Below are 26030 nucleotides of genomic sequence, written 5' to 3'. Positions count from 1 at the left end.
CCCATCTGTGACGGAGCACAACCCCTGTGACCTGCGCAACTTCCCGGAGCGTCCCGTTATCTGCGACGCAGGAGCCACGCCAGTAGGCCGCTGAGACCCACCGCCACCAGCAGCCCCACCACCGTCGCCGCCTGGGAACCCCGGTCTCCGCCGGCCCCGCCGAGTGCGGCCAGCACGACGCCGAGCACCGCGGCCGCGAGCACCACGGCGCCGGCCCGCGCCAGCCAGCGCAGCACGAGATCGGGGTCGACCACCGCGTCGTAGGGCAGCAGCGCGGCCAGCGCGCACAGCGTGTGCGCCAGGTAGAGCAGAGTCGCCACGGCGAGCAGCCGCCACAGCGCCGGTGGCCGGTCGAAGCCGAGCGTCGCGAGCAGCCAGCCGCCGACGGTCACCAGCGCCGCGAAGGTCGGCCACACCCGGCGCGGACCGAACGCCGGGAGCACGGCCACCACCGTGAGGGCCAGCAGCGACCGCGGGGCGAGGGCCTGTGCGGGGTACGCGACCAGGAAGCCGACCAGCACGCTGAGGAAGATGCCGGCCCGCACCAGCAGCGGCGTGGGGCTGACCCTTCGCACCGCGTACTGGAGCGCACGCACCCGCTCGGTCAGGCCCTCGACGAGATCGTTCATCTGCGCCACTCTTCGTTCGCGACTGCGGGACTCCGCTGCGCTGCGTTCCTCGCGCTCACCGCAGGCCCGCCTTCGGGGCGGTCGCCAGGCGGGCCACGTCGCGCAGCACCTGGTCGAGGCTGCCGGCACCGGCCCAGCGCACCACCGGCACACCGTGCTCCCGGAGCTGACCGATCATCGTGTCCCGGTCCAGCCGCCACAGCCGGTACGCCACCTCGGCCCAGCCCCGGTCCTTCGGCACCGGCAGCTCGGCCGGCAGGGTGTCCACCGCGACCACGAACCGCCCGCCCCGGGCCATCCGCGCCAGCATCTGCGCCGAGCGCTCGTCGAGCAACGGGGTGAGCACCACCACGAGCGCGTCCGAGGAGAGCAGCTGCGGGCCGAAGACCTGGTCGTACGGCTCGTGCGGGGAGGACTCGGCCTTGACGTCGAGCAGCCACTCCAGCACGGTCAGGTACTGCCGGCGGCCGGTGGCCGGGCGCAGCCGCCGGGCGGCGGGGCCGTACTCCAGCATCGCCACCCGGTCACCCCGGTGCAGGTAGTGCTCCGCGATCGCGGCGGCTGCCCGCACGGTGGTGTCCAGCACGGACGCCGCCCCGCGTACACCGCCGGAGCGGCCCGCCTCGGCCAGCACGTCGAGCAGCACCACCACCTCGGCGTCCCGGTCGGAGAGGGTGGCCGCCACGTGCAGCTGGCGGGCCCGCAGCGAGACCCGCCAGTCGATCCGGCGCAGCCGGTCGCCGGGCGCGAAGACGCGCACCCCGGCGAGCTCGCCGCCCTCCCCCGGCCGGCGGGAGCGGTGCGCGCCGACCAGCCCCGCCGCCCGAGGCATCGCCTCGACCGCCTCGAACGGCTCGGTCATGGGGTAGACCCGCATCCGGACCGCGTCGGTGAGCACGGCCCGCGACACCAGCAGCCCGTCGGCGGCGGCGACCCGGGCGCCGGCCGGCCCGATCGGGTGCCGTCCCCAGCGCAGCGCCGTCCCGGTCAGCTCGAGGTCGACGGCCGAGCCGGACGGCACCGACGTGACGAAGGGCCGGTCGGCGCCGCCGGAGTGGCTCACGTCCACCCCGGTACCGCCGAAGCCGACCTTCTCGACCCGCAGCCAGCGCGACATCCGGGTCCGCACCACGGCCACGTCGTAGGAGACGGTGTCCGGGTTGCCCACGGCCACCGCGGCGGTCATCGGCGCGCCCTCGACCAGGTGCGTGTCCTCGACGCCGATCTCCAGGGCCGGCAGGGCGGTGGGCCGGCGGCGCAGCGCGTACGCGGTGCCCAGCGCGAACGGCGTGGCCAGCACCACCAGGTCGATCCGGCCGAGCAGCACGGCGGCGACCAGCAGCAGGCCGGTGAGCAGCACGGCCCGGCCGAGCGCCCGGGTGGGCGCCCAGCCGCTCGCCGGTTCCTGACGGTCGGCCATCAGCGCCCGGACGGTCCGGCCGCGTAGCTGGGCAGGGCGCCGCTGGCCGGGGCGGGAGTGGATTCCAGCACCTCACCGACCACGAAGGACGGATCCACCCGGCGCAGCCACATCTCCGGCCGCAGTGTGATCCGGTGTGCCAGGGCGGGCACGGCCACCGCCTTGACGTCCTCCGGCACCACGTAGTCCCGGTTGGCGAGCACCGCGCGGACCCGGGACAGCAGCAGCAGCGCCAGCGAGCCGCGCGGCGAGGCGCCGACCAGCGCGGACGGGTGCTCCCGGGTGGCCGCGGTCAGCGCGACGATGTAGCGGCCGATCGAGTCCTCGACGACCACGTCCTCCAGCGCGGCCTGCATGGCGCGCAGCGTGCCGGCGTCCACCACCGGCTTGATCTCAGCCTCCTCGCGGCGGCGCGCGATCCGCCGTTGCAGCACCTCCCACTCCTCGTCGTGGTTCGGGTAGCCGAACGAGACCCGGAGCAGGAACCGGTCGAGCTGCGCCTCGGGCAGCGGGTAGGTGCCCTCGTACTCGATGGGGTTGGCGGTGGCGAGCACGTGGAACGGCTCGTCCAGCCGGTAGGTGACGCCCTCCACCGAGACCTGCTTCTCCTGCATGGCCTCCAGCAGCGCCGACTGGGTCTTCGGCGGGGTGCGGTTGATCTCGTCGGCGAGCAGCAGGTTGGTGAAGACCGGGCCGGCCCGGAAGGAGAAGTCGCCGCTGCGCTGGTCGTAGAGGAACGAGCCGGTGACGTCGGCGGGCAGCAGGTCCGGGGTGAACTGGAGGCGGCGGAAGTCCAGCCCGAGAGCCTGCGCGAACGAGCGCGCGGTGAGCGTCTTGCCCAGGCCGGGCAGGTCCTCCAGCAGCACGTGGCCGCCGGCCAGGATGCCGGCCAGGACCAGCTCCAGCGCCTCCCGCTTGCCGACCACGACCGTGCCGACCGCGTCGAGCACCCCGCGGGCCAGCCGGCCGACCTCGGCGGGGGGCATGGTCCGGTCCACGTCGTTCATCACAGCTTCTCCAGTTCGGCGACGATCACCGCGAGGTCGCGCGGCGTCGGGGGGCGGCGGGCGGGGGTGCCGAGGAACGTCCACAGCGGCTCGCCCAGCAGGGTGCGGGCGCGGGCCGGGTCGGACTCGCGGGTGACGCCGTGCTTCTGGCGCAACCGTTCGTCGGCCAGCTCGCCGAGGCGGGGCAGCACCCGCTCGGTGAACCGCTCGCGGTTGTCGGAGCACCAGTCCAGCGGGCGTTCCCACCCGTTGATCGCGGCGCGCAGGGCGTCGCGGGCGGACCAGTTCCAGGTGCCGGGCTCCTCGCCGGCCGGGGCGCGGGCGCCGGCCCGGGACGGCGGCGGGGGCGACAGCTCGGCGGTGACCCGGCGGACGGCGAGCACGGCGAGCACGCCCGCCACGATGACCCAGAGCGAGACCTGGAGGCCGACCGCGCGCAGCCCGACGACGATCACCACCACGATCGCGGCGGTGACCGTGAGGGTCCGCAGCACCCAGCGCGCCCGCCCGCCGCCGGGCCGCCGCGCCTCCCCGGCGGGCTCCTCGTCGAACGAGAGCAGGTCGTCGATGGTCGTGCTCATGCGGTCGCCTCACCGGTGGCCACCGAGGTCAGCTCGCCGCGCAGCCGGCGCAGGGCGGCCCGGGCCTGGTCCCGCATCCGCTCGTCGACCGTGTGGGTGGCGTACCGGGCCTCCCGGTAGACGTGCGCGAAACCGTCCAGCACGTCGGCGCTGGCGATCGCCGGGACACCGGCCTCCGGGTCGCCCCGCAGCAGCCGGCTGACCAGGTCGGTTGGGGTGTCACCGGCGCGCCGGGGCACCCCGGCCTCGTCGGCGGCCTCCTCCAGCCGGACCCAGCAGGCGATCACCGCGGTGCGCGGGTCGGTGGACCGGTCGTCCAGCTCCACGAGACCGGCGTCCAGCGCGGCCACCACCTCGCGGGCCGTGCCCTCGGCGGTGCGCCGGGTCCGCTGGAGGGGCACCGCACGGGTGGTCCGGCGCAGCGCCCCGCCGACCACGGTCCAGAGCACGTACCCGACGACCGCCAGCACGGCCGCACCGAGCACCACGACGGCGGCGGTCGCGAGCCAGCCCGGAATACCGCCGGAGGTCGGTTCGCCGAGGTCCCGGGGCTCGGCCGTGATCGAGGGCGCGGCCTCGGCGGAGGGGTACTCCGGCACGTACGGGATGTTGTCGGCGGCGGGCGGGATGCGGCTCGCCCCGATGACGGAGTGGCCGGCGGCGAGCGCGGCGACGGCGAGCAGCAGGGTCACCGCGGCGACCGGCCACCACCTGCGGAGCACGCCGAGGTCCATCCCACCGCCTCACGCATTCCTCAGTCCACCCCGGCCAGGTCCTTGGCCCGGGCGAACACGTCGTCCAACATCGCTGGTGTCAGCCGCCCGGTGAAGGTGTTCTGCTGGCTGACGTGGTAGCAGCCGAGCAACGCCGGTGCGGACGTGCCGGACCAGTGTGCCCCATGGCCGAACGCCGGGCGCGGTGTGGGCGGGCGCTGTCCGTACACCTGGCGCAGCACCGGCCACCACGCGGCCCAGGCGAACGCGCCCAGCGCGACCACGACGCGCAGGGTCGGCCGGATCAGCGCGACCTCGCGGTGCACCCACGGCGCGCAGGTGTCCCGCTCGGCCGGGGTGGGCTTGTTGTCCGGCGGTGCGCAGCGCACGGCGGCGAAGATGCGGGTGTGCCGCAGGGCCAGGCCGTCGTCGGCGGACACGCTGGTCGCCTGGTTGGCCAGCCCGGCGCGGTGCAGCGCGGCGAAGAGCACGTCGCCGGAGCGGTCCCCCGTGAAGATCCGGCCGGTGCGGTTGCCGCCGTGCGCGGCGGGCGCCAGGCCCAGGATGCCGATCCGCGCGTCGGGCGGGCCGAAGCCGGGCACGGGCCGGCCCCAGTAGTGCTGGTCCCGGAACGCCGCCCGCTTCACCCGGGCCACGTCCTCCCGCCAGGCCACCAGCCGGGGGCAGGCGAAGCAGTTGCTCACGGCGCCGTCGAGGTCGGCCAGGTCGGTCGCCCGCGCGGCGCGGGCGACCACCTCGGCGGGGGTACGCGGCTCAGCCAAGCTTGGCCCGGAAGAGTTCCAGCGTGCGGGCCCAGGCGGTGGCCGCGGCGCGCTGGTCGAAGTGCTCCGGCCGGTCCTCGTTGAAGAACGCGTGCGCGGTGCCCGGGTAGTCGTAGGTCTGGCAGGTGCCGCCGGCGGTCTCGATGGCCCGGCGGACGCTCTGCACCCCGTCGGCGGCCGACAGGCCGTCCGCCTCGGAGCAGTGGATGAGTGCGGCTTTGCCGGCGTAGCCGGCCCAGTCGGTGCGGCCGGCGTTGTCGGCCGCGCCGGTGCGCATGCCCTCCCAGGGCAGTCGCGGGTAGAAGCCGGCGGTGGCGACGATGCGCTCGGAGAACGTGCCGGACCAGAGCGCCAGGCTGGCACCGGCGCAGAAACCGGCGCAGCCCACCTTGCCGGCGACCTCGGGCCGGTTGGCGAGGTATTCGGCGGCGGCCGCGATGTCGGTCGCCGCCTCGTCCATCTGGGTGCTGTTCAACATCTGCCGCGGCTCACTCGGCTTGCTCGCCGGGCCGCCGTGCCGGAAGTCGGGTGCGAGGGCCACGAAGCCGGCCTCCGCGAAGCGGTCCACCACGGCCCGGACGTGCGGCACGAGACCCCACCAGTCCTGGATGACGATGACCGCCGGGCTGGCCGCACCGCCGGAGGGTATCGCGAGATACCCCTCGCTCGTCCCTCCGTTGCCGGTGAAGCTCACCATCTCGCCCATGGTCCCGTCCTCCTAGCGGTCAGTCATCGTTGGCTGGTCGCACAGTGGGTGTTACGTGCGGGTAGCGTGCCACGCGCTCACCGGCCCGGGGAAGACGAAAGAACAGTGGCATTCACCTCCTGTTCGTCTCCCGGACCGGTCCGTCACCGCCGCCGGGGCCGGCCGGCGGACCGCCCCGCGCTCCGGCACCTCACCCGGCCCTCCACCGTGGACGCGCCGAGGGGTGCCCGCCGGTCGGCGGGCACCCCTCGGAGGTCGGCGTCAGCGGGTCGGCGCCGGCGTCGGCGTGCTCGCGCCGGGCGCGGCCGACGGGCTCACGGCCGGCGCGGGGACGCCGCTCCCGCTCGGTGCGGGGGCCACGCTGGCGCCGGGGGCCGGGGCGACGCTCGCGCCCGGTGCGGGCGGGGCGTTCAGGGTCGGCGCGGCCGGCGCCGGCGGGGCGGTCAGGGTCGGCGCGGCCGGCGCCGGCGGCCCGAAGGGCGCCCGGTCGGGGCAGTACGGGTAGGCGTTGCGCGGCGCGGGCATGTTGCCGCTCGCGTCCAGGCAGCTCGGCCAGCCGAGGCGGATCGGCACGCCGTTCTGGTCGAAGAGCTGCGCGTTGCGGACCAGCCGCCCCTCCTGGTCGTAGACGAAGACGTCCTCGATCCGGTCGTACCGGTCGCCGCCCGAGACCTCCTGGTAGCTGCCGAACTGGTCGGAGCTGGCGTGGTGGTCGACGTTGACCAGCATCGCGAAGGAGAAGACCAGTAGTGCCGCGGTGCCGATCTGCACCAGCTGCCGCCGCCAGCCGTGGATGCCGGCGGAGCGCCGGCCCAGCCACACCGAGGCGAGGACCGTGCCGGCGAGCAGGAACAGGCCGGCCAGCACGCTGCCGTCGAGCCGGGGAAGCAACCCGGAGGGCTCCTGGAGCACCACCGAGATCACCAGCGCCGCGAGCCAGCCGCGCAGCAGCCACCAGGCCGGGCGCAGCGGGCGGAGGAACTCGCTCACCGAGGACTGCCCGAGCAGCGGGCCGAGCTGGGTGTCGAGGGCGCGCAGCTGGACGCCGGCACGCGCCTGCGCGGCGGCCAGTCGCCGGCCCCGGCGTCCCGGTGCGGCTCCCGCCTCGGCACCGGCGGCAGCCCGCAGCTCGGCCGCGTACGCCTCCGGCTCGCCGAGCCGGTCGACGAGGCTGCCCTCGGACTCGGCGGCCACCTCGGCGAGGTGCTCCGGCAGATCCTCGGTCAGCTCGTCCCGAACCGCCGGCGGCAGGTCGGCGAGTGCCGCCCGCACCCGGTCGACGTAGTCCGCGATCTCCTGCCCCGTGACGGTCATGCCGCCATCCCCCGATCGTCGAGCAGTGCGTCCATGGTGGTGGCGAAGGAGCGCCAGGTCTTGCCGGCGCGGGTGAGCTGGTCCCGGCCGGCCGCGTTGAGTGAGTAGTACTTGCGGTGCGGGCCGGACTCGCTCGGCACCACGTAGGTGGTCAGCAGGCCGGCGGCGAAGAGCCGGCGCAGGGTGCCGTAGACCGAGGCGTCGCCGACCTCCTCCAGGCCGGCCTCGCGCAGCCGGCGGAGGATGTCGTAACCGTAGCCGTCCGCGTCCTTGAGCACGGCGAGAACGGCGAGGTCGAGCACGCCCTTGAGGAGCTGCGTCGTATCCACGCTCCGGACACTAGTGTGGATTACGTAGTACCGTCAAGAACGTGGTAGCTGGTTAGGCTCGGGGTGTGTCGTGGAGCGGTTACGCGTCCTTCCTGGTGTTCGCCACCGTGCTGATCCTGGTTCCGGGGCCGGACTTCGCCGTGGTCACCCGCAACACGCTGGCCTCGGGGCGGCGCCGGGGCCGGTGGAGCGCCATCGGCGTGACCGCCTCGAACGCGGTGCAGGGGGTGACCGCCGCCGCCGGGCTCGGCGCGCTCATCGTCCGTTCCCAGCCGCTCTTCGAGGCGATCCGCTGGGCCGGTGTGGCGTACCTGGCGTACCTCGGGGTGCAGGCCTGGCGGTCGGCCTGGCGGGGCGACTATGCCCCGCTGGCCGGTGACGTCGCCCCGCCCGGCCAGGCGCTGGCCGGGTTCCGGCAGGGCTTCCTGTCCAACGTCACCAACCCGAAGGTGCTGGCGTTCTACCTGGCGGTCCTGCCCCAGTTCGTGGGCGGCGGCGCGCCGATCGGGGTGCTGCTCGCCTTCGCACTCAGCCACGCCGTGCTCAGCCTCGCCTACCTGCTGGCCCTGATCGCGGCGCTGAACCGGGCCCGGGCCCTGCTGTCCCGGCGGCGGGTCCGGCGCTGGCTGGACGGGCTGACCGGGGTGGCCCTGCTCGGCTTCGGCGCCCGCCTCGCCACCGAACGGACCTGACCACCGCCGGACGCGCGACGCCGTCCGTGACCCGCTCCGCGTGCCCCGCCCCAGCCACCGCGGCGTGCGAATTGCCTTAAGTTTCGCTTATGGGGCCTGCTCATCGACGCGGACCATCGGTACGTTGCCCGGATGCGACACCTCGGAACCGTGCTCGCCGCAGCCATCGTCGGTCCGCTGGCCTGGATTCTCTTCGCCCTCGGCCAGGACCGGTCGGAACAGGCGTTCGCCGCCGCATTGAACGACGGCGCCCTGGCCAGCGGAGATTTCGTCCGGCCCGCGCTGGTGCTGGCCGCCGCCGGGCTCGTGCTCGGGCTCATCGCCACGCTCCGGTTCTCCCCGCTGGGCGCGGCACTGACCGGCCTGGCCTACTCGGCCAGTTACCTGGGCCTGCTGGTCAACCCGACCGCGGTGGCGAAACTGTTCGACCATCAACTGACCTTGAGCGGGCACCAGGTCGACCTGGCGGCGCCGCTCCGGACCGGGACGACGCTGCTCGTCGGCTCGCTGCTCCTCGTCGGGGTCGTGAGCATCCGCCGCTGGCAGCGGTGGCCGCAGCCAGCCGCCGAGACCCCGGCGGCGCTGCAGGCGGACGAGATCATCCCGCCCGCGACCCAGAAGGACCGCCCACTGGGCGTGGACGGCCTCGGGCTGAGCACGCCGCGCGGCACCTCCGAACCGGAGCTGGTCCGGACCGGCGGTTCCACCGGGGCCGGCGGGTCGGACTGGGCGGGTCGTTCGGACTGGGCCGGGCTGCTGTCGGGTGGCTCCGCGGTCCGGTCCGGGCGGTCGTCGGACTGGCCACGCCAGCGTTCGACGTGAACCGTTGACGGCTCACCCGCCAACCCGGAGCAGTCCGACTGCGTCCGGGCCCGGGGAGCAGCATCGTCCAGGGCCGGCCCGCTCGACATCGATCATGCGGGGCCGTCTCAGGCCAGGGACCAGGCGATGCCGTCGAGGATGTCGTGTTCGGAGGCGACGACGGAGGGCATTCCGGCGCGCTCCATGATGACCCGGAGCACGAGCGCGCCCGCGCCGATCACGTCGGCCCGGCCGGGATGCATCACAGGGATGGCCAGCCGCTGCTCGCGGGTCTTCCCCAGCAGGTCGGCGGTGACCTGGGCGACCTGGTCGTACGACACCCGGGCGTGGTGGATGCGCTCCGGGTCGTACTCCTGGAGGCCCTGGGCGATGGCGACCACGGTGGTGACCGACCCGGCGAGACCGACCAGGGTGGCGGCCTCCCGGCCCGGCACCGCCGTCAGCGCCCGGTCCACCGCGACCGCGATGTCGGCCTGCGCCGCGGCGATCTCGTCCAGGCCGGGCGGATCACCGTGCAGGTGGCGCTCGGTCATGCGGACGCAGCCGATGTCCATGGAGATCGCCGCCTGGACGCCGCCCTCGCGGGTGCCGACCACGAACTCGGTCGAGCCGCCGCCGATGTCGACCACCAGGTACGGCGGCTCGGCGTCGGTGGGCAGGCCACGGACGGCGCCGGTGAAGGAGAGCCGGGCCTCCTCGTCGCCGGTGACCACCTCGGGCGCCACGCCGAGGGTCTCCTCGACCATCGTGCGGAAGTCGGCGGCGTTGGACGCGTCGCGGGAGGCCGACGTGGCGCACATCCGCACCCGCTCGGCGCCCAGCTTCTGGATCTCCGCCGCGTAGTCGGCGAGCGCGACGCGGGTCCGCTCGATCGCCTCGGGCGCGAGCCGGCCGGTGCGGTCGACGCCCTGGCCGAGCCGGACGATCTCCATCCGGCGGCTCACATCGACCAGCGGGGCCTGGGGCCCGGCGGACGGGTCGGGCAGGTCGGCGACCAGCAGTCGGATCGAGTTGGTCCCGCAGTCGATGGCGGCCACACGCGTCGTCACGGCTGCCACCCTACGGCAGCCTCGACCGCCCGCCGGCTGATCCACTCCACCTCGCGGGAGGTGGTGGCATCAGGGGCGGGTGGACACCGCCGGCCCGGCGGTCTGGAGTCGATCAAGAGGGCGGCGCGACGAAGACTCAGTCGTCGGCCGCCGGGCGGCCGAGCAGGTGCGCGCCGAGCGGGGTCAGCCGGTGGCGGACCGCGGCGCCGTCGCGTTCGGTGCTGAGCAGGCCGGCGGCACGCAGCGCGGTGGCGTGTTCGGAGGCCGTGGAGAGGCCGATCCCGACGCCCCGGGCGAGCGCCGTGGTGGTGTGCGGACCCGGCCCGGCGAGGCGACGCAGCAGTGCCGCCCGGGTCGTGCCCAGCACCCCGGCGAGCGGGTCGACCGCCGGATCGGCGGCCCGCGCGGGCATGGCGGCGGGGTAGACGAGCAGGACCGGCCGGCCCGGTTCGACCAGGACCCGGGGCAGCGGGCCGGCCACGGGTGACGGGAGCAGCACCATCCCCTCCCCGGTGCCGGTCACCTCCCCGCTCCACCAGGTGCGCACCTCCAGCACGGGTGGCCGCCACCGGATCGCCGGGTGCAGCCCGTCGAAGAGACCCGCCAGGCCGCGCCGGGCCAGCCGGTGCGCGGCGTCGGCCAGTTGTCGCTGGTGGACGGTGGTCAGGGTGGACCAGTGCGGGGCCAGCACCGCGCCGAACCAGGTGTCGAGGGCCCGGCCGAAGAGGTCGAGCGCGGTCGGATCGGCGGCGGCGAACGCGCGCCGCAGCGGTGTCGCGGCGACCTCGGTGTAGGCGGCGGCGACCTCCTCCCGGACCCGGCGGACGGGGGTGGACCGGATCGCCGCGAGGCCGGCGGCCACCGAGTCCAGCCCGTCGAACGGGGTGAGGAAGTCGGGCAGCCGGCCGCGGGCCGGCAGCAAGTGCCGCAGCGACGTGGCGGCGGCGCGGACCTCGCGTACGGACGTCGCCGTGCCGGCCGCGGCCACCAGGTCCGGTGCCATGGCGGCGGTGGTCGGGTCGAACAGCGCCTGGCAGGCCAGCATGGCGGTGCCGACGGGGTGCAGGCGGTCGACGAACCGTACCCGGCACAGGTCCGCCGGTCCGAGGTGCAGCCGCAGCATGGAAGCAGCGTGCCCGGCTTCGGCGAGGACCGAAAGGGTTGACCGGCTCGGGTCCCGGAACCGACGGTGGAGCCCGGACACCCACGGGGAGGGCGGGACGTGCGGCGGACGATCGCGGTGCTGGCGGGGCTCGTTCTGGCGTTCAGCAGTGGGGCGTGCGGCGGGAAGGCCGAGCCGGCCGCCGCGCCGACACCCGGCGCGCGGTCGGCTGCCACGCCGGCGCCCAGCGAGCGTCCGGCCGCCGGGGACCACGAGCTGACCCTGCGCCACGGCGGGGTGGACCGCAGCTACCTGCTGCACGCCCCGCCCGGGTACGACCCGGCGCGCCCCGCGGCGCTGGTCATCGCGCTGCACTTCTTCCCCGGCTCCGGGGCCGACATGCGGGAGCTGACCGGGCTCGACGCCCGCGCCGACCGGGAGAACTTCCTGGTCGCCTACCCCGACGGGCAGCACGGCGGCTTCAACGCGCTGATCTGCTGCGGGTCGGCGGACGACGCGGGGTTCCTCACCGCGCTCACCGCGCACCTGGTCGACACCTGGCGGGCCGACCCGGACCGGGTCTACCTGACCGGCATCTCCAACGGCGGTGACCTGAGCTTCCGCCTCGCTGTGGAGGCGACCGGAGTGTTCGCGGCGATCGGCGTGGTCAGCGGCGGCTACAGCGGCCCGCTGACCGAGCCGGACAGCTACGTTCCGAAGCGGCCGGTCTCGGTCATCACCTTCGTCGGCGGGCAGGACCGGTACGCCGGCACCTTCCACGACGGGCTGCGCACCTGGCAGCGCCGGCTCGGCTGCCGGCCCGTGGCGGGGCGGAAGCCGGCGGCGCCGAAGGGCCTGAGCCGGACCGACGCCCGCTGCGCCGACGGCAGCGACGTGACCGTGTGGAGCCTGCCCGAGATGGGCCACTCCTGGCCCGGCGCCACCGCCGGCCAACTCGCCGCCCCGGACGCCGGCGTCACCGCCACCGACCTGGTCTGGGAGTTCTTCGCGGCCCACCCGCGGCGCACGTGAGGCGGGTCAGAGGCGCAGCAGCATGCGGCTGTTGCCGAGCGTGTTCGGCTTGACCCGCTCCAGGTCGAGGAACTCCGCGACACCCTCGTCGTAGGAGCGCAGGAGCTGCTCGTAGACCGGCTGCGGCACCGGCGCCCCGTCGATCTCGCGGAAGCCGAACGACCCGAAGAACCCGGTCTCGAAGGTGAGCACGAAGATCCGGGCGACGCCCACCTCACGGGCCGCGTCGATCAGCTCGCCGACGATCCGGTGCCCGATCTTGTGCCCCCGGCAGGCCGGGTCGACCGCCACCGTGCGGATCTCGGCGAGGTCCTCCCACATCACGTGCAGCGCGCCGCAGCCGACCACCGTGCCGTCGGGCGTCACCGCCACCCGGAACTCCTGCACGTCCTCGTAGAGGGTGACGGTGGCCTTGCTGAGCAGCCGCCGGTCGTCGGTGTAGGTGTCCACCAGCCGCCGGATGCCGCGCACGTCGCCGGTGCGGGCGCGGCGGACGACGATCTCGTCGGTGGCGGTCATCTCACTCCGCCGCGGGCACGTCCACGCAGGGGCCCGCGGCCCACCACTTCTCCACGAGGGCGAGGGTCTCGTCACCGAACGGGTTGACCCCGGGGCCGGCCGCGAGCGCGTGCCCGAGGTGCACGTGCAGGCACTTGACCCGCCCCGGCATGCCGCCGGCCGAGATGCCGGCGATCTCCGGCACCTGGCCGATCGCCTCCCGGCGGGCCAGGTAGTCCTCGTGCGCCGCGCGGTAGCGGGCGGCCAGCTCCGGGTCCTCAGCCAGCCGCTCGGCCATCTCCTTCATGAGCCCGGCCGACTCCAGCCGGCTGCACGCCGCGGTGGCCCGCGGGCAGGTCAGGTAGAACAGCGTCGGGAAGGGCGTGCCGTCGGCCAGCCGGGGCGTCGTCTCCACCACGTCGGGCAGGCCGCACGGGCACCGGTGGGCCACCGCCCGGGTGCCGCGGGGCGGGCGTCCGAGCTGCGCGGCCACCGCGGCCAGGTCGGCCTCGGTGGCCGGCTGGCGCTCCGGCGGGGGTACGGACTCCGCCGCCGGATCCTGCGGTGGTACGACGCTCAACGGTGCCTCTCTCGTTTCGTCGATCACTTGTCGGGGCGCTCGGCGTTGGCCGCCTGCACGCTCGACCACAGCGTGTCGTACCAGGGGTCGGGCGGCTTCGGCGGCCCCGGCTTCCCCTTGCCGGCGTCCTTGGCGGCCCCCTCCGGATCGGAGAGCACCACCAGCAGGGTCTCGCCGGGCCGGCCCATGAAGAACCGCTCCCGGGCCTGCGTCTCGATGTACGCCGGGTCGTGCCACTTCTCCGCCTCGGCGGAGAGCTCCTGGATCAGCTCGCGCTGCCGCTGCTGGGACGCTTCCATGCGCTCGATGTCGGCCTGCTGGTCCAGGTAGACCCGGACCGGATAGGTGTAGGCCAGGGCGAGCGCGATCAGCACCGCGAAGAGCACGGTGGCGCGCCCGGTGAAGCGCCGGGGTTGGGGTGCGGTGAGCCGCTTGACCGTGCCACCGGCCGCGGTACGCCGGGCCGCCGCGGGGCGGCTCGCGGAGCGTACCCCCTCGGTGGCGCGGGTGGCGCCGGGCGACCGACCGGCGGCACGCGGCTCGGCGCGGACGCCGGCGTCCCGGACCGACGACCGGACCCGGGCCCCGCCCGGCCGGCCGGCCTGACCCGGCCGACGGGCGGGCCGCTGGCCACCCGGTGTGCGGCGCTGCTGCATCGTCACACCCCTCCCCCGGAGCTCACGGCTCAGGCCGAACGGTAGCGCGGGAACGCGCCGGCACCGGCGTACCGCGCCGCGTCGGCCAGCTCCTCCTCGATCCGCAGGAGCTGGTTGTACTTCGCGACCCGGTCGGAGCGGGCCGGGGCACCGGTCTTGATCTGGCCGCAGCCGGTGGCGACCGCCAGGTCGGCGATGGTGGTGTCCTCGGTCTCGCCCGAGCGGTGGCTCATCATGCACTTGAAGCCGGCCCGGTGGGCCAGGTCGACCGCGTCCAGGGTCTCGGTCAGCGAGCCGATCTGGTTGACCTTCACGAGCACGGCGTTGGCGGCCCGCTCGGTGATGCCCCGGGCGATGCGCTGCGGGTTCGTGACGAACAGGTCGTCGCCGACGATCTGGATCCGGTCGCCGAGCGCCGCCGTGAGGGTGGCCCAGCCGCTCCAGTCGTCCTCGGACAGCGGGTCCTCGATGGACACGATCGGGTAGTCGCCGACGAGCTTGGTGTAGTAGTTGCTCATCTCCTCGGCGGTCTTCGCGGTGCCCTCGAAGGTGTAGCTGCCGTTGTCGAAGAACTCGGTGGCGGCCACGTCGAGGGCGAAGACGACGTCGGTGCCGAGCCGGTAGCCGGCCTTCTCGACGGCCTCGGCGATCAGGTCGAGCGCGGCGGCGTTGGTCGGCAGGTTCGGGGCGAAGCCACCCTCGTCGCCGAGGCCGGTCGACAGGTCCTTCTTCTTCAGCACCGACTTCAGCGCGTGGTAGACCTCGGCACCGGAGCGAAGCGCGTCGCGGAAGGTGGGCGCGCCGATCGGCGCGATCATGAACTCCTGGATGTCGACGTTCGAGTCGGCGTGCGCGCCGCCGTTGAGGATGTTCATCATCGGCACCGGGAGCAGGTGCGCGTTCGGCCCACCCAGGTAGCGGAAGAGGCTCAGCTCGGCGCTGCCCGCGGCGGCCTTCGCCACGGCCAGCGACACGCCCAGGATGGCGTTGGCGCCCAGCTCGCCCTTGTTGTCCGAGCCGTCGATGTCGATCATCTTCTGGTCGATGAGTCGCTGCTCGCTGGCCTCGTAGCCGATGAGCTGGTCGACGATCTTGTCCTCGATGTTGGCGACGGCCTTCTCGACACCCTTGCCCAGGTAGCGGTCCTTGTCACCGTCGCGCAGCTCGACCGCCTCGAAGGCGCCGGTGGAGGCGCCGGACGGCACCGCGGCGCGGGCGATCGTGCCGTCGTCGAGCCCGACCTCGACCTCGACCGTCGGGTTGCCCCGCGAGTCCAGGATCTCCCGGGCGACGATTCCCTCGATGGTTGCCACTGAGTCGCTCCTCGTTTGTGTGTTCCGGTCCGGTATGGGCCGCGACGGTGCGGCTGAGGCAGGTGTTGAACGCAGCGTATCGGTCGCCGCCCTCGCGTACCTGCGTCGGGGCGGCACCCGGTGACTGAACGCGAGGGACCGTGCCCCCGCGGGACGAGGGACCGCGCCCCCCGCGGACCTTCACCTGAATACCGCCCACGACGGTGGGTGACACGGACACGGACATTCCCGGATTCTCCGGCCTCAACCGACAACGGGTTTGCGAGAGGTTGCGTCGATCGACAAGGCTGGGCGGCATGCCCGCCGCCTCGACGACTCTCCGCGTGCTCGCCGCCTCGGCCATCGCGTCGCTCTCGGTCACCGGCTGCCAGGCCCTCGACGACACCGGGGTCGCCCTCGGCCGGGCCGATCTGGTCAACGACCTGACCTCCCGGATGGACCGGGCGCTGGAGCGGACCTGGGCCGCCGACTACCAGCTCAGCGGCGGGCGCACGGCGTCGATCGCGCAGACGACGGAACCGCTGCGCTCCTCGTACACCTGGCCGGACGGCAAGATCACGGTGACCCAGGAGGCGGTGACCCGCTGCACCAGCGCGGCCGGGCGCACCTCGTGCACGGTGTCGCCGCCGGTGCTGACCGCCGGCCGGCCCTCGGTGATCGTCTACGGCGAGGCGCGCAAGCACGGGCTGGTCACCCCGCCGGCGGTGATCCGACTGCTCACCGATGCGGCGCTGGACCCCGAGGCGACCATCGAACAGAGCGACACCACCCTGGCCGGGCACCACGCCACCTGCGTGAACGTGACCCGGGCCGGTGACCGCTTCGGCGCCTGCGTGACCAGCGAGGGCGTGCTGGGCAGCTTCACCGGGACCCTCGACGGCAAGCCGGCGGAGGTCACCCTGAGCCGCTACACCGACACGGTCGAGTCCGCGGCCTTCGACGTCCCGTCCGGGGCAGGCGTGGTCGACCACCGCCGCCCCACCACGTCGTGAGCCCCGGCGGCACCGGAACCCGCATGCCGCGCGACGCCGGCGCGGCCGGCGACACGGGCGGGACGGCCGCCGACCGGAGCTCGGCCGGCCGGGCCGGCTTCCTTCCCGCCGCCGACCACGGCCGGCCGCCGCACCCGGACGACCTGGCCCTGCCGGTGGCCGGGCGCAAACTGCTGACCGGCCCGGAGGGGCGGTTCCCCCGCATCGGCGAGCTGCCCGCCGGGCTGGACTGGGTGCCGGTCGGCACGCTGGGCGGGGTGCCGGCCTGGGCGGCCGACACGGCCGACCCCGAGGCGCTGCCCGGCCGCTGGCGCGGCTGGCGGGGCCTCGCCGCCGAGCTGCCCGCGGCGCAGGCGGACCTGGCCGGACGGGCGCTCGCCATGGTCACCTGGCGGCGTACGCACCGGTGGTGCGGGGCGTGCCGGGCCGAGCTGGCGGACGTGCCGGGCGAGACGGCGCGACGCTGCCCCGCCTGCGGGCTGACCGCGTTCCTGCCGCTGTCCGTCGCGGTGCTGGTGGCGATCACCCGGCCCGGCCCGGCCGGTGGCCCCGAGGAGCTGCTGCTGGTCCGGCACGCCTACGGGCCGACCGAGCTGTGGGCGCTCGTCGCCGGGTTCGTCGAGGCCGGCGAGTCGCTGGAGGCGGCCGCCCACCGGGAGGTCGCCGAGGAGGTCCGCCTGACCATCGCGCGGCCCACCTACGTGGACAGCCAGCCCTGGGCGATGTCCGGCCCGGGCACCCTGCTCGCCGGCTTCACGGCCACCGTCACCGACCCGGCGGCCGAGCCGGTGGTGGACCCGAAGGAGCTGACCGAGGCGCGCTGGTTCCCGGTGGACACGCTGCCGGCGGAGCTGCCCCCGGCGTACTCCCTGTCGCGCTGGCTGGTCGACGCGGTCGCCGCCCGCGCGTCGCGCTGAGGTCAGATCCCCAGCAGGGTCCGCAGGTGCCGCGGCGGCGGGCAGTCGTGCGCCAGCATGGCGTCGTGCCAGTCGCGCACGGACACCCCGGCCGGCCGGGCGCGGGCGATGTCGGCCACCTCGCTGTAGCCGACGAAGTAGGTGGAGAGCTGGGTGGAGGTGAGCAGCGCCCGCCGCCACTTGCCGGCCGCCTCGCCCTCCTCCTGGAAACCGCGCCCGGTCATCAGCGCCATGGCCTCCGACTCGGGCAGGTCCTCGCAGTGCACGAGCTGGTCGAGCAGTGCGTTGATGGTCATCCGGAGCTGCATCTTGAGCTGCTGGAGCCGGACCGGCAGGCCGCCGAAACCCAGCCCGGCCATCAGCTCCTCGGTGTACACGGCCCAGCCCTCGATGAACACGCCGGACTCGGTGAGCGCGCGGACCCGGGTCGGCCCGGCGTACCGGCGGGCGTGGGCGAGCTGCAGGAAGTGGCCGGGCATCGCCTCGTGCACGGTCAGGTTGCGGATCATGTGGTCGTTGTATTCCCGGTAGAACGACTCGACCCGGTGCGCCGGCCAGTCCGCCGGGGTGGGCGCGATGCAGTAGAAGGTCGGCACGTCGGCCGTCTCCAGCGGGCCGGGCGAGTCGCAGTAGGCCACCGCCACGCCCCGGGCGAACTCCGGCATCTCCTGGATGACGCACGGATCGTCGACGAGGCTCACCAGGTCGTGGGCCCGCACGAAGTCGCTGGCCTCGTCGAGCGTGACCGAGGCGAGCTCGACGATGGTGGCGTCGTCCGGGTGCTCGGCGGCGAGCAGGTCCAGCGCCCGGCGTACGGTCTCGTCGTCGGCCGGGCCGCCGACCAGCTCGACGGCCGCCGCGCGGATCTCGTCGGTGACGCGGTCGAGGTTGGCCCACGCGCGGCGCTGGACCTCGGCGGCGCCCAGCTCGGTGTCGAGGGTGTGCCAGAGCCGCGCCTCCCAGCGGCGCCGGCCCAGCCGGGGGTCGCGCCCCGGTCCGGCGTCGGCGGCCAGGCCGGTGCGCAGCCAGGCCACGAACTCCTCCAGCGCCGCGATGGCCGCGGTGGCGGCCGGCTCGACCCGGTCGAGCAGCGCGGGCGCCTCGGCGAGCAGCCCGGGCACCTCGTCGCGGATCAGCGCCGCCGTGCCGGTGAACTGCCCCACCGCCGTCTCGGCGTGGATCCGCGGCATGTCGCGCAGCGTCGCGCGCGCGGTCGCCAGGGCGTCGGGTACGGCCGCCAGCCGCCCGGCCAGGTGCGTCAGCCGTTCCTCGACCGGCGCGTACGGGCGGGCCATGAGGGCGTGCAGCAGCGGGCCCGGGTTGTGCCGCAGCGGGTCCCACTCGTGGCTGCGGATCTCGGTGGCCTCGAACAGCCCCCGGTCGACCATGCTGCTGAGCAGCGCGTGGTCGACGCGTTCCTCGAGGTCGAGCGAGTCCGGGTCGATCTCGGAGAGCGCATCGGCCGCGTCCTTGAGCATCGCCTGGTCGGCGGCGAGTGCGTCCGCGGAGAGGTCGGGCAGCCGGTCGTCGTACCGGTGGTCCCCGGCCGACGTGGCCAGCCCGGGCCGGCTCTCCAGCAACGCCTCGACGATCCGCTCAGCGAGCGGCACAAACGGCTCCATGCCGGAAACCCTACCGAGCACCACCGACGGCCGCTGCCTGCGTTGATCAAGAAGTTTGCGTCGAGAAAACCGCTCCGGCTGACGCAAACTTCTTGATCAGCTCGACTCGGCGGCGCGTTCGGCGGCGCGGACGGCGTCGGCGTACGCCAGGGTGGCGCGGCGGAGGGCGGCCTCGGGGTCGATGCCGGCCTGTCTCGCGGCGGCCACCGTGGCGAGGAGGCCGGCGCCGAGACGCGCCTCGGGATCGACCTGCGACTCCGCCAGCGGCGGCGGGACGGCCAGGCCGATCCGGCCGGCGCGGTCCAGGATCTTCGCGGCCAGGGCGAGCGCGGGCTGGCTCAGGGCGATCCCGTCCAGCACCGACTCGCGGGTCTTCTCGGCCCGCTTGATCCGCTCCCAGTTCGCCTCGATCTCCTCGATGGTGCCGGCCTGCTCACCCGAGAAGACGTGCGGGTTGCGGCGGACCATCTTGTCGACCAGGCCGCCGGCCACGTCGTCGACCGTCCAGCGCTTCCCCTCCGGCAGGTCCTCGGCCAGCCGGGCGTGCAGCAGCACCTGGAGCAGCACGTCGCCCAGCTCCTCGCGGAGCGCGTCGGTGTCGTCGGCGCTGATCGCGTCGTACGCCTCGTAGCACTCCTCGAGCAGGAAGCCGGCCAGACTGCGGTGGGTCTGCGCCCGCTTCCACGGGTCCCCGCCGGGCGAGGCGAGCCGGTCCATCACCTCGACGGCGTCGAGCAGCCGGGCCCCCGGCGGGTCCCACGAGCCGTACATCAGCTCCAGCTCGGCGAGGCCCGGCTGGCGGGCCAGCCGCAACCCCAGCTCGCGGGCGAGCGCCTCGTCGCCGGCCGGGCCGGCCAGCCACACCGCGCTGCCGTGCGCGGCCGCCGCGTCGAGCAGCGCCTGCGTGGCGCCCTCGGTAACCACCGTGACCTCGGCGCCCGTCGACCGGACCGCCCGGGCCAGCTCGCTCTCGGCAGCGGCCAGCACCGGCGCGGAACGGACGGCGTCCCAGGCGGGCGCGGTCAGCAGGCCGGCCGGCAGCCGCGGCGACGTGACCAGCAGGACGATGCGCGCGGTCATGCTCAGGGCGCCACCGACGCGCTCGGCTCCGCCGAGCCCGGCTCGGTCGGCTCGGGCTCCGGGGTCGAGATCTCGGTGACCGCGGAGCCGGCCTCGCCCAGCGGCACGGAGACCGCCGGGCCGCCCTTGAAGCTGAGCAGCGGGAAGAGCAGCGGACGGTAGCGCGGGTTCACCGACACGTCGTAGCTGCCGATGGCGTCGGCGAGCACCTTGCGGGTGGCCAGCGCGGACCGGAGCTGGTCGCCGTCGAGCTGAGTCGCGGCCTCCTCGTCGGTGACGGTGGCCGGGATGTCGCCGGTGGAGCGGCCGGCCGCGATCACCGCGGCCAACTCCTCCTTGGTGGGGGCGGCCTGCTCCCCGGCCGGCACACCGGACAGGCAGGTGTAGAACTCGGCCACCCGCTGCGGGTAGACGGCGTCGGCCGGCATGCCGGTCTGCTGGGCGACCTGCGCCGCGCTGACCTGGCCCCGCGGCTGGTAACCCTTGTCGGCCGAGAGGTCCCGGCAGACGTCCCGCAGCACCAGGGTGGCCACCACCTGGTCCCGGCCCGGCAGCAGGGCGCCGGCCTGCCCGGCCGTGGCCGGCGAGGCGGAGAGCCCGTCCCGGATCTCGTCGAGGATCGAGGTGACCTGGTCCTCGGTGACCCGGTGGTCACCGATGTAGGCGGCGACTCCGGGCTCGGTACGGCAACCGGTGAGGGTGACGAGGCCGACCGCCACGCTGGCGACGGCGACAAGACGGCGAGCACGCATGCCGGTCACTCTCTCACGGCCCGTACCCGGCTGTGACGCCGCCCACCTCACCGCGCCCCCGCCCCGGCCGGCTGCGCCGCGACCGGCTCGCCCAGCACATCGGAGAGGAGCTGGGCGCACCACTCCAGCAGCGCCTGGTCGCGCAGCGGCTCGCCGCCGACCCGGCGGGTGCTCGGCCGGGGCACGCTGACCTGGTCGAGCGCCTGCTTGTAGACCGAGTCCGGGTGGTAGCGCTTGAGGCGGAGCTGCTTCGAGTCGGGCAGCGGCAGCGGGCCGAACCGGATGTGCTTGCCCTGCATCGACACGTCGGTGAGGCCGTAGCGCCGGGCCAGCAGCCGGAACCGGGCCACCGCCACCAGGTTCTGCACCGGCGCGGGCGGCTCGCCGTAGCGGTCGGTCATCTCGGCGACCACCTCGCGCAGCCGCTCCTCGTCGCGGGCCTCGGCCAGCTTGCGGTACATCTCCAGGCGCAGCCGCTCCACGCCGACGTAGTCGTGCGGCAGGTGCGCGTCGATCGGCAGGTCGACCTTGACCTCGGTCTCCTCCTCCGCGTGCTCACCCTTGAACGCCGAGACCGCCTCGCCGACCATCCGGACGTAGAGGTCGAAGCCCACGCCCTCGATGTGCCCGGACTGCTCGCCGCCGAGCAGGTTGCCGGCGCCCCGGATCTCCAGGTCCTTCATGGCCACGTACATGCCGGCGCCCAGCTCGGTGTGCTGCGCGATGGTGGCCAGCCGCTCGTGCGCGTTCTCGGTGAGCGGCTTGTCCGACGGGTAGAGGAAGTACGCGTACGCCCGCTCCCGGCCCCGGCCCACCCGGCCGCGGATCTGGTGCAGCTGGGCCAGGCCGAGCAGATCGGCCCGCTCGACGATGAGCGTGTTGGCGTTCGGGATGTCGATGCCGGACTCGACGATCGTGGTGCAGACGAGGACGTCGAACTCCTTCTCCCAGAAGCCGACCATCACCTTCTCGAGCGCCTCCTCGCCCATCTGGCCGTGCGCCACCGCGACCCGGGCCTCGGGCACCAGCTCGCGGATCCGGCGGGCCGCCTTGTCGATCGACTCGACCCGGTTGTGCAGGTAGAAGACCTGCCCGTCGCGGAGCAGCTCGCGGTGGATCGAGGCGGCCACCTGCCGGTCGTCGTACGCCCCCACGAAGGTCAGCACCGGGTGCCGCTCCTCCGGCGGGGTGGCGATGGTGGACATCTCCCGGATGCCGGTGATCGCCATCTCCAGGGTGCGCGGGATCGGGGTGGCCGACATGGCCAGCACGTCGACCGAGGCGCGCAACGTCTTCAGGTGCTCCTTGTGCTCGACGCCGAAGCGCTGCTCCTCGTCGATGATGACGAGGCCGAGCTGCTTGAACCGGGTGGCCGACTGGAGCAGCCGGTGGGTGCCGATGACGATGTCGACGGTGCCGTCGCCGACCATCTCCAGCGTCCGCTCGGTCTCCTTCGGCGTCTGGAAGCGGGACAGCTGCCGGATGGTGATCGGGAACTGGCTCATCCGCTCGGCGAAGGTGTTGTAGTGCTGCTGCACCAGCAGGGTGGTGGGCACCAGCACGGCCACCTGCTTGCCGTCCTGCACCGCCTTGAACGCCGCCCGGACCGCGATCTCGGTCTTGCCGTAGCCGACGTCGCCGCAGATCAGCCGGTCCATGGGGACGGTCTGCTCCATGTCCCGCTTGACCTCCTCGATGGCGGCGAGCTGGTCGGGCGTCTCCTGCCAGGGGAAGGCGTCCTCCAGCTCCCGCTGCCACGGGGTGTCCGGGCCGAACGAGTGCCCCTTCGACGCCTTGCGGGCGGCGTAGAGCTGGATGAGCTGCGCGGCGATCTCGCGGACCGCCTTGCGGGCCCGGGCCTTGGACTTCTGCCAGTCCGAGCCGCCCATCTTGTGCAGGGTGGGCTGCTCGCCGCCGACGTAGCGGGAGAGCTGGTCGAGCTGGTCGGTGGGGACGAAGAGCCGGTCGCCGGGCTGGCCGCGCTTGCTCGGCGCGTACTCGATGACCAGGTACTCCCGGCTCGCGCCGTTGACCGTGCGCTGCACCAGCTCGACGTAGCGGCCGATGCCGTGCTGCTCGTGCACCACGTGGTCGCCCGCCTTGAGCTCCAGCGGGTCGATGGTGTTGCGCCGCCGGCTCGGCATCTTGCGCATGTCGCGGGTGGAGGTGCCCCGGCCGCCGGTGACGTCGTTGCCGGTGAGCAGCACGAACCGGGACGCCTCGTCGACGAAGCCGGCCGTCAGGCAGCCGCAGGAGACCAGCAGGTCGCCGGGCGCGGGCGCGGCCGGCACCTCCTCGGTGAGCCGGGCGCCGAGGCCGGCGTCCCGGAGCACCTCGACGGCCCGCTGGGCGGGGCCGTGGCCCTCGAAGACCAGGGCGATCGACCAGCCCTCGCCGGCCCAGCGCTTGAGGTCGTCGACGACCCGGGAGGTCTCGCCGTGGTAGAGCGGGGCGGGCTGGGCGGCCAGGGTCACGGCGATGGCGTCGTCGGGGGTGACGTCGACCTCGGTCGGCTCGTCCTCCCAGGGCTGGCGGGCCGGCGCGGCGTCGGCCTCCACCAGGCCGAACGGGGCGAGGGTCCACCAGGGCTGGCGCAGGGCGCGGGCCGCCGTGCGGACGTCGGCGAGGGTCCGGAAGGCTGCGGCGCCGAGGTCCACCGGGGCCTGGCCGCCGACGGCGGCCGCGGCCCAGCTGGCCTGGAGGAACTCCTCCGAGGTACGCACGAGGTCGTGCGCCCGGGTGCGGATCCGCTCCGGGTCGCAGAGCAGCACGTGGGTGCCGGCCGGCATGCAGTCGACCAGCAGCTCCATCGAGTCGGCGCCGATCAGCGCCGGGGCGAGGGACTCCATGCCCTCGACCGGGATGCCCTCGGCCAGCTTGTCGAGGATCTCGGCCAGCTCGGGGTGCTCCTGGGCGAGCGCGGCGGCCCGCTCCCGTACGGCCGGGGTGAGCAGCAGCTCCCGGCAGGGCGGCGCCCAGAGCTGCGGGACGCCCTCGATGGTGCGCTGGTCGGCGACGGCGAAGGTGCGGATCTCCTCCACCTCGTCGCCCCAGAACTCGACGCGGGACGGGTGCTCGTCGGTGGGCGGGAAGACGTCCAGGATGCCGCCCCGCACGGCGTACTCGCCGCGCTTGGTGACCAGGTCGACCCGGGCGTACGCCATGTCGGTGAGCCGGCGGGCGACCTCCTCCAGGTCCGCCTCGTCGCCGGCCGCGAGCTGCACCGGCTCCAGGTCACCGAGCCCCTTGAGCTGCGGCTGGAGCAGGGAACGGACGGGCGCCACGACGACCCGCAGCGGGCCGGTGCGCCCGTGGGCGTCGGCCGAGTCGGGGTGGGCCAGCCGGCGCAGCACGGCCAGCCGCCGGCCGACGGTGTCGGAGCGGGGCGAGAGCCGCTCGTGCGGCAGCGTCTCCCAGGACGGGAAGACCGTCACCTGCTCCGGCGGCAGCAGGCTGCCCAGCGCGGCGGCCAGGTCGTCGGCCTCGCGGGTGGTGGCCGTCACGGCGAGCACGGGACGGCCCGCGCCGCCGGCCGGCTGGTCGGCGGCCACCGCGGCGACGGCGAACGGGCGCAGCGCGGCGGGGGCCGTGAGGTCGAGGCCGTCGACCTGGGCGGCACCGGAGCGCGCCAGGTCACGCGCCCGGGCCAGCCCGGGGTCGGCCAGGGCGGCGGAGAAGAGTCCGGTGAGCATCTGCGATCACTTCCAGGAGGTCGGCGCACGACGACGACCCCGCGTCCGGCACGGACGGGGGGTGGCACCGTTCGAGACTATCCCGCGCCCCGGACATTCCGGGCCTCAGCCACGGGCCGTGAGATGGATCTTGACGGGTCGCGACCGCCGTGATGCGGTGGGGCGCATGACGGGTGAGTACCGGGCGGTGTTCGACGCCGAGGTGATCTTCGCGAACGGTGGCGGGCTGCGGACCGACGGCTTCCGGCTGGACATCCCAGGCCCGGAGGTCACCGACGGCGAGCTGGCCGCGCTCCTCGTCCGGCACCTCGGGCTGCTGATGGTCGGCGAGGTGCGGATCACCAACCGGACCGTGGTGGAGGAGCCGCACAAGGGCGGTCGCGGGGTGGCCGCGCCGGCACCCGGCGGGCGGCGGCTGGTCGAGCTGAGCCACGTGATCACCGACGGCATGGTCACCCTGCCCGGCTGGCAGCCACCCCGCATCACCGACTGGCTGACCCGCGAGGCGTCCCGGGAGCGGTACGCGCCGGGCGTCGAGTTCCACGTGGCCCGGATCGACATGATCGCCAACACCGGCACCTACGTGGACGCGCCCTCGCACCGGTGGGCGGACGGCCCGGACCTGACCAGCGTACCGCTGGACCGCCTCGCCGACCTGCCCGGCCTGGTGGTGCGCGTGCCGGCCGGCACGCGGGCGGTGGACCGGCTGCTGCTCGCTCCCTACGAGGTGGCCGGCCGGGCGGTGCTGCTGCACACCGGCTGGGACACCCACTTCGGCACCGACCGGTACGCCGGCCCGGAGGCGCCCTACCTGACCGGCGACGGCGCGGACTGGCTGGTCGAGGCGGGGGCGGCGCTGGTCGGGATCGACTCGGTCAACATCGACGACATGACCCCGGCGGCGGCCGGGGAGCGACCGGCGCACAGCGCCCTCCTCGCCGCCGGCATCCCGATCGCGGAGCACCTGACCAACCTGTCCGCCCTGCCCCCGGAGGGTTTCCGCTTCACAGCCGCCCCACCCCGAGTAGCCGGCATGGGCACCTTCACGGTCCGCGCCTTCGCCGTCGTCGCCGGCTGACCCGGCCGTTCGGGTCCCGCGGCTCCGGCCGCCCTCACGCGGTCAGGCCGGATCGGCACCGGCGGGCGCCGACCAGGTGAGCCGGCCGCTGCGCAGGTCCTCGACGACCGAGCGCAACCACCGTTCCTCGGCGGCGGTCACCGCGTCCAGGTGCTCGTCCTCGAGGTGGAAGACCCGGGGCAGGTCGGCGTGGGCCGCCAGCGCGGCGGCCCGCTCCTGCCGGGCCTGCCCAATCCGTTCGGCACGCCGCTCCAGCAGCTCCGCCGCCTCCGCCGGGCTGATCATCGCGAGGTGTGACAGGGCCGCCGGGAACTGCGGGAACTCCTGCTTGGGCTCGACCAGCATCGCTCTCAGCCACGTACGGGCGACCCGCCGCCCGGCGTCGGTCAACTCGTAGACGGTGCGTTCGGGGTAGGCCTGGTCCCGCCCCGTCTCCCGCACCGCGATGAGGCCGTCGGCGTGCAGCCGCTCGATGGTCCGGTAGAGGCTCGCCCGCTGCCCCACGTTGACCACCTGGTCCTTGCCCCACTGCTTGATGAGCCGCTGCACCCCGTACGGGTGCAGCGGCTCGTGGTGCAGCAGGGCCAGCACGGTCAGGGCGAGCGGCGAGCTCCGGGCAGCGGTGTCCATGCCGGTGATCCTAGAGCCAACGGAACTAGTTGACGTGGACTA

General features: G+C 74.6%; 26 protein-coding genes. 6 read left to right on the top strand and 20 right to left on the bottom strand.

Annotated features, from left to right (window positions below; genetic code table 11):
* Positions 1–56: 56 nt before the first annotated feature.
* The 9 genes from GCE86_RS29975 to GCE86_RS29935 form a co-directional block, all read right to left on the bottom strand.
* Entirely contained in the window at positions 57–629 is a 573-nt protein-coding gene (locus GCE86_RS29975; protein ID WP_154230017.1) for a hypothetical protein, read from the bottom strand.
* Between the two features lie 55 nt (positions 630–684).
* A complete protein-coding gene (locus tag GCE86_RS29970) occupies positions 685–2049 on the bottom strand; it encodes a DUF58 domain-containing protein (RefSeq protein WP_154230016.1) in 1365 nt (454 codons plus the stop codon).
* Entirely contained in the window at positions 2049–3056 is a 1008-nt protein-coding gene (locus tag GCE86_RS29965; protein WP_154230015.1) for an AAA family ATPase, read from the bottom strand. The genes GCE86_RS29970 and GCE86_RS29965 overlap by 1 nt, the downstream gene beginning before the upstream one ends.
* Positions 3056–3637 (bottom strand): hypothetical protein, encoded by a 582-nt coding sequence (locus GCE86_RS29960; protein ID WP_154230014.1) that lies wholly within the window; start codon positions 3635–3637, stop codon positions 3056–3058. Before GCE86_RS29960 ends, GCE86_RS29965 begins: the two co-directional genes overlap by 1 nt.
* On the bottom strand, positions 3634–4371 hold the full coding sequence (locus GCE86_RS29955) for a DUF4129 domain-containing protein (protein ID WP_154230013.1): 738 nt from the start codon (positions 4369–4371) through the stop codon (positions 3634–3636). The genes GCE86_RS29960 and GCE86_RS29955 overlap by 4 nt, the downstream gene beginning before the upstream one ends.
* Positions 4372–4391: 20 nt before the next feature.
* Positions 4392–5105, bottom strand: coding sequence for a uracil-DNA glycosylase (locus GCE86_RS29950; protein WP_154230730.1), 714 nt, complete (start codon positions 5103–5105; stop codon positions 4392–4394).
* A gap of 19 nt (positions 5106–5124) precedes the next feature.
* A complete protein-coding gene (locus GCE86_RS29945; protein ID WP_154230012.1) occupies positions 5125–5838 on the bottom strand; it encodes a dienelactone hydrolase family protein in 714 nt (237 codons plus the stop codon).
* A gap of 261 nt (positions 5839–6099) precedes the next feature.
* Entirely contained in the window at positions 6100–7152 is a 1053-nt protein-coding gene (locus GCE86_RS29940) for an HAAS signaling domain-containing protein (RefSeq protein ID WP_154230011.1), read from the bottom strand.
* Positions 7149–7481, bottom strand: a complete 333-nt coding sequence (locus GCE86_RS29935) for a PadR family transcriptional regulator (protein ID WP_154230010.1) — start codon at positions 7479–7481, stop codon at positions 7149–7151. Before GCE86_RS29935 ends, GCE86_RS29940 begins: the two co-directional genes overlap by 4 nt.
* A 65-nt stretch (positions 7482–7546) precedes the next feature.
* Between GCE86_RS29935 and GCE86_RS29930 the strand changes: the two genes are divergently transcribed.
* Together GCE86_RS29930 and GCE86_RS29925 are read left to right on the top strand one after the other, a co-directional pair.
* Positions 7547–8173 (top strand): LysE family translocator, encoded by a 627-nt coding sequence (locus GCE86_RS29930; RefSeq protein WP_154230009.1) that lies wholly within the window; start codon positions 7547–7549, stop codon positions 8171–8173.
* Between the two features lie 132 nt (positions 8174–8305).
* Positions 8306–8995, top strand: a complete 690-nt coding sequence (locus GCE86_RS29925; RefSeq protein WP_154230008.1) for a hypothetical protein — start codon at positions 8306–8308, stop codon at positions 8993–8995.
* Positions 8996–9102: 107 nt separating this feature from the next.
* Here GCE86_RS29925 and GCE86_RS29920 read toward each other — a convergent pair whose 3' ends face one another.
* Both GCE86_RS29920 and GCE86_RS29915 read right to left on the bottom strand, forming a co-directional pair.
* On the bottom strand, positions 9103–10032 hold the full coding sequence (locus GCE86_RS29920; protein ID WP_154230729.1) for a Ppx/GppA phosphatase family protein: 930 nt from the start codon (positions 10030–10032) through the stop codon (positions 9103–9105).
* A gap of 148 nt (positions 10033–10180) precedes the next feature.
* Positions 10181–11167, bottom strand: coding sequence for an ArsR/SmtB family transcription factor (locus GCE86_RS29915; RefSeq protein WP_154230007.1), 987 nt, complete (start codon positions 11165–11167; stop codon positions 10181–10183).
* Positions 11168–11266: 99 nt separating this feature from the next.
* On the opposite strand from GCE86_RS29915, the gene GCE86_RS29910 reads away from it, so the two are divergent.
* Positions 11267–12178: a CE1 family esterase gene (locus GCE86_RS29910; RefSeq protein WP_244317113.1), complete on the top strand. Its 912-nt coding sequence runs from the start codon at positions 11267–11269 to the stop codon at positions 12176–12178.
* A 6-nt stretch (positions 12179–12184) separates the two neighbouring features.
* On the opposite strand, the gene GCE86_RS29905 is transcribed toward GCE86_RS29910, so the two are convergent.
* From GCE86_RS29905 to eno, 4 genes are read right to left on the bottom strand one after another with little or no spacing between them, the layout of a single operon-like run.
* Positions 12185–12697 carry an amino-acid N-acetyltransferase gene (locus GCE86_RS29905; RefSeq protein ID WP_154230006.1) on the bottom strand — a complete coding sequence of 171 codons (513 nt, stop codon included), beginning with the start codon at positions 12695–12697 and terminating at the stop codon, positions 12185–12187.
* A 1-nt stretch (position 12698) separates the two neighbouring features.
* Positions 12699–13256 carry a DUF501 domain-containing protein gene (locus tag GCE86_RS29900; protein WP_154230005.1) on the bottom strand — a complete coding sequence of 186 codons (558 nt, stop codon included), beginning with the start codon at positions 13254–13256 and terminating at the stop codon, positions 12699–12701.
* Between the two features lie 23 nt (positions 13257–13279).
* Positions 13280–13912 (bottom strand): FtsB family cell division protein, encoded by a 633-nt coding sequence (locus GCE86_RS29895; RefSeq protein WP_154230004.1) that lies wholly within the window; start codon positions 13910–13912, stop codon positions 13280–13282.
* A 29-nt stretch (positions 13913–13941) separates the two neighbouring features.
* Entirely contained in the window at positions 13942–15225 is a 1284-nt protein-coding gene (gene eno, locus GCE86_RS29890) for a phosphopyruvate hydratase (protein WP_154230003.1), read from the bottom strand.
* 296 nt (positions 15226–15521) lie between these two features.
* On the opposite strand from eno, the gene GCE86_RS29885 reads away from it, so the two are divergent.
* Both GCE86_RS29885 and GCE86_RS29880 read left to right on the top strand, forming a co-directional pair.
* Positions 15522–16217 (top strand): hypothetical protein, encoded by a 696-nt coding sequence (locus GCE86_RS29885; protein WP_154230002.1) that lies wholly within the window; start codon positions 15522–15524, stop codon positions 16215–16217.
* A 23-nt stretch (positions 16218–16240) separates the two neighbouring features.
* Positions 16241–17134: an NAD(+) diphosphatase gene (locus tag GCE86_RS29880; protein ID WP_154230001.1), complete on the top strand. Its 894-nt coding sequence runs from the start codon at positions 16241–16243 to the stop codon at positions 17132–17134.
* 2 nt (positions 17135–17136) lie between these two features.
* On the opposite strand, the gene GCE86_RS29875 is transcribed toward GCE86_RS29880, so the two are convergent.
* The 4 genes from GCE86_RS29875 to mfd all read right to left on the bottom strand — a co-directional run bounded on the left by GCE86_RS29875 (position 17137) and on the right by mfd (position 24280).
* Positions 17137–18756, bottom strand: coding sequence for a DUF885 domain-containing protein (locus GCE86_RS29875; protein WP_154230000.1), 1620 nt, complete (start codon positions 18754–18756; stop codon positions 17137–17139).
* A gap of 96 nt (positions 18757–18852) precedes the next feature.
* The gene (locus GCE86_RS29870) at positions 18853–19836 is read right to left on the bottom strand and encodes a nucleoside triphosphate pyrophosphohydrolase (protein WP_154229999.1); all 984 of its coding nucleotides are present in this window, start codon (positions 19834–19836) and stop codon (positions 18853–18855) included.
* Between the two features lie 2 nt (positions 19837–19838).
* Complete coding sequence (locus tag GCE86_RS29865) at positions 19839–20588, bottom strand: hypothetical protein (RefSeq protein ID WP_154229998.1); 750 nt, start codon at positions 20586–20588, stop codon at positions 19839–19841.
* A gap of 47 nt (positions 20589–20635) precedes the next feature.
* Positions 20636–24280 carry a transcription-repair coupling factor gene (mfd, locus tag GCE86_RS29860; RefSeq protein ID WP_154229997.1) on the bottom strand — a complete coding sequence of 1215 codons (3645 nt, stop codon included), beginning with the start codon at positions 24278–24280 and terminating at the stop codon, positions 20636–20638.
* 166 nt (positions 24281–24446) lie between these two features.
* On the opposite strand from mfd, the gene GCE86_RS29855 reads away from it, so the two are divergent.
* Entirely contained in the window at positions 24447–25358 is a 912-nt protein-coding gene (locus tag GCE86_RS29855) for a cyclase family protein (protein ID WP_154229996.1), read from the top strand.
* Between the two features lie 42 nt (positions 25359–25400).
* Here GCE86_RS29855 and GCE86_RS29850 read toward each other — a convergent pair whose 3' ends face one another.
* The gene (locus tag GCE86_RS29850) at positions 25401–25988 is read right to left on the bottom strand and encodes a PadR family transcriptional regulator (RefSeq protein WP_154229995.1); all 588 of its coding nucleotides are present in this window, start codon (positions 25986–25988) and stop codon (positions 25401–25403) included.
* Positions 25989–26030 lie beyond the last annotated feature (42 nt).

This window comes from Micromonospora terminaliae (assembly GCF_009671205.1).
In the GTDB taxonomy this organism is placed as follows: Bacteria; Actinomycetota; Actinomycetes; order Mycobacteriales; family Micromonosporaceae; genus Micromonospora; species Micromonospora terminaliae.
This window is presented reverse-complemented; position numbering and strand designations above follow the sequence as displayed.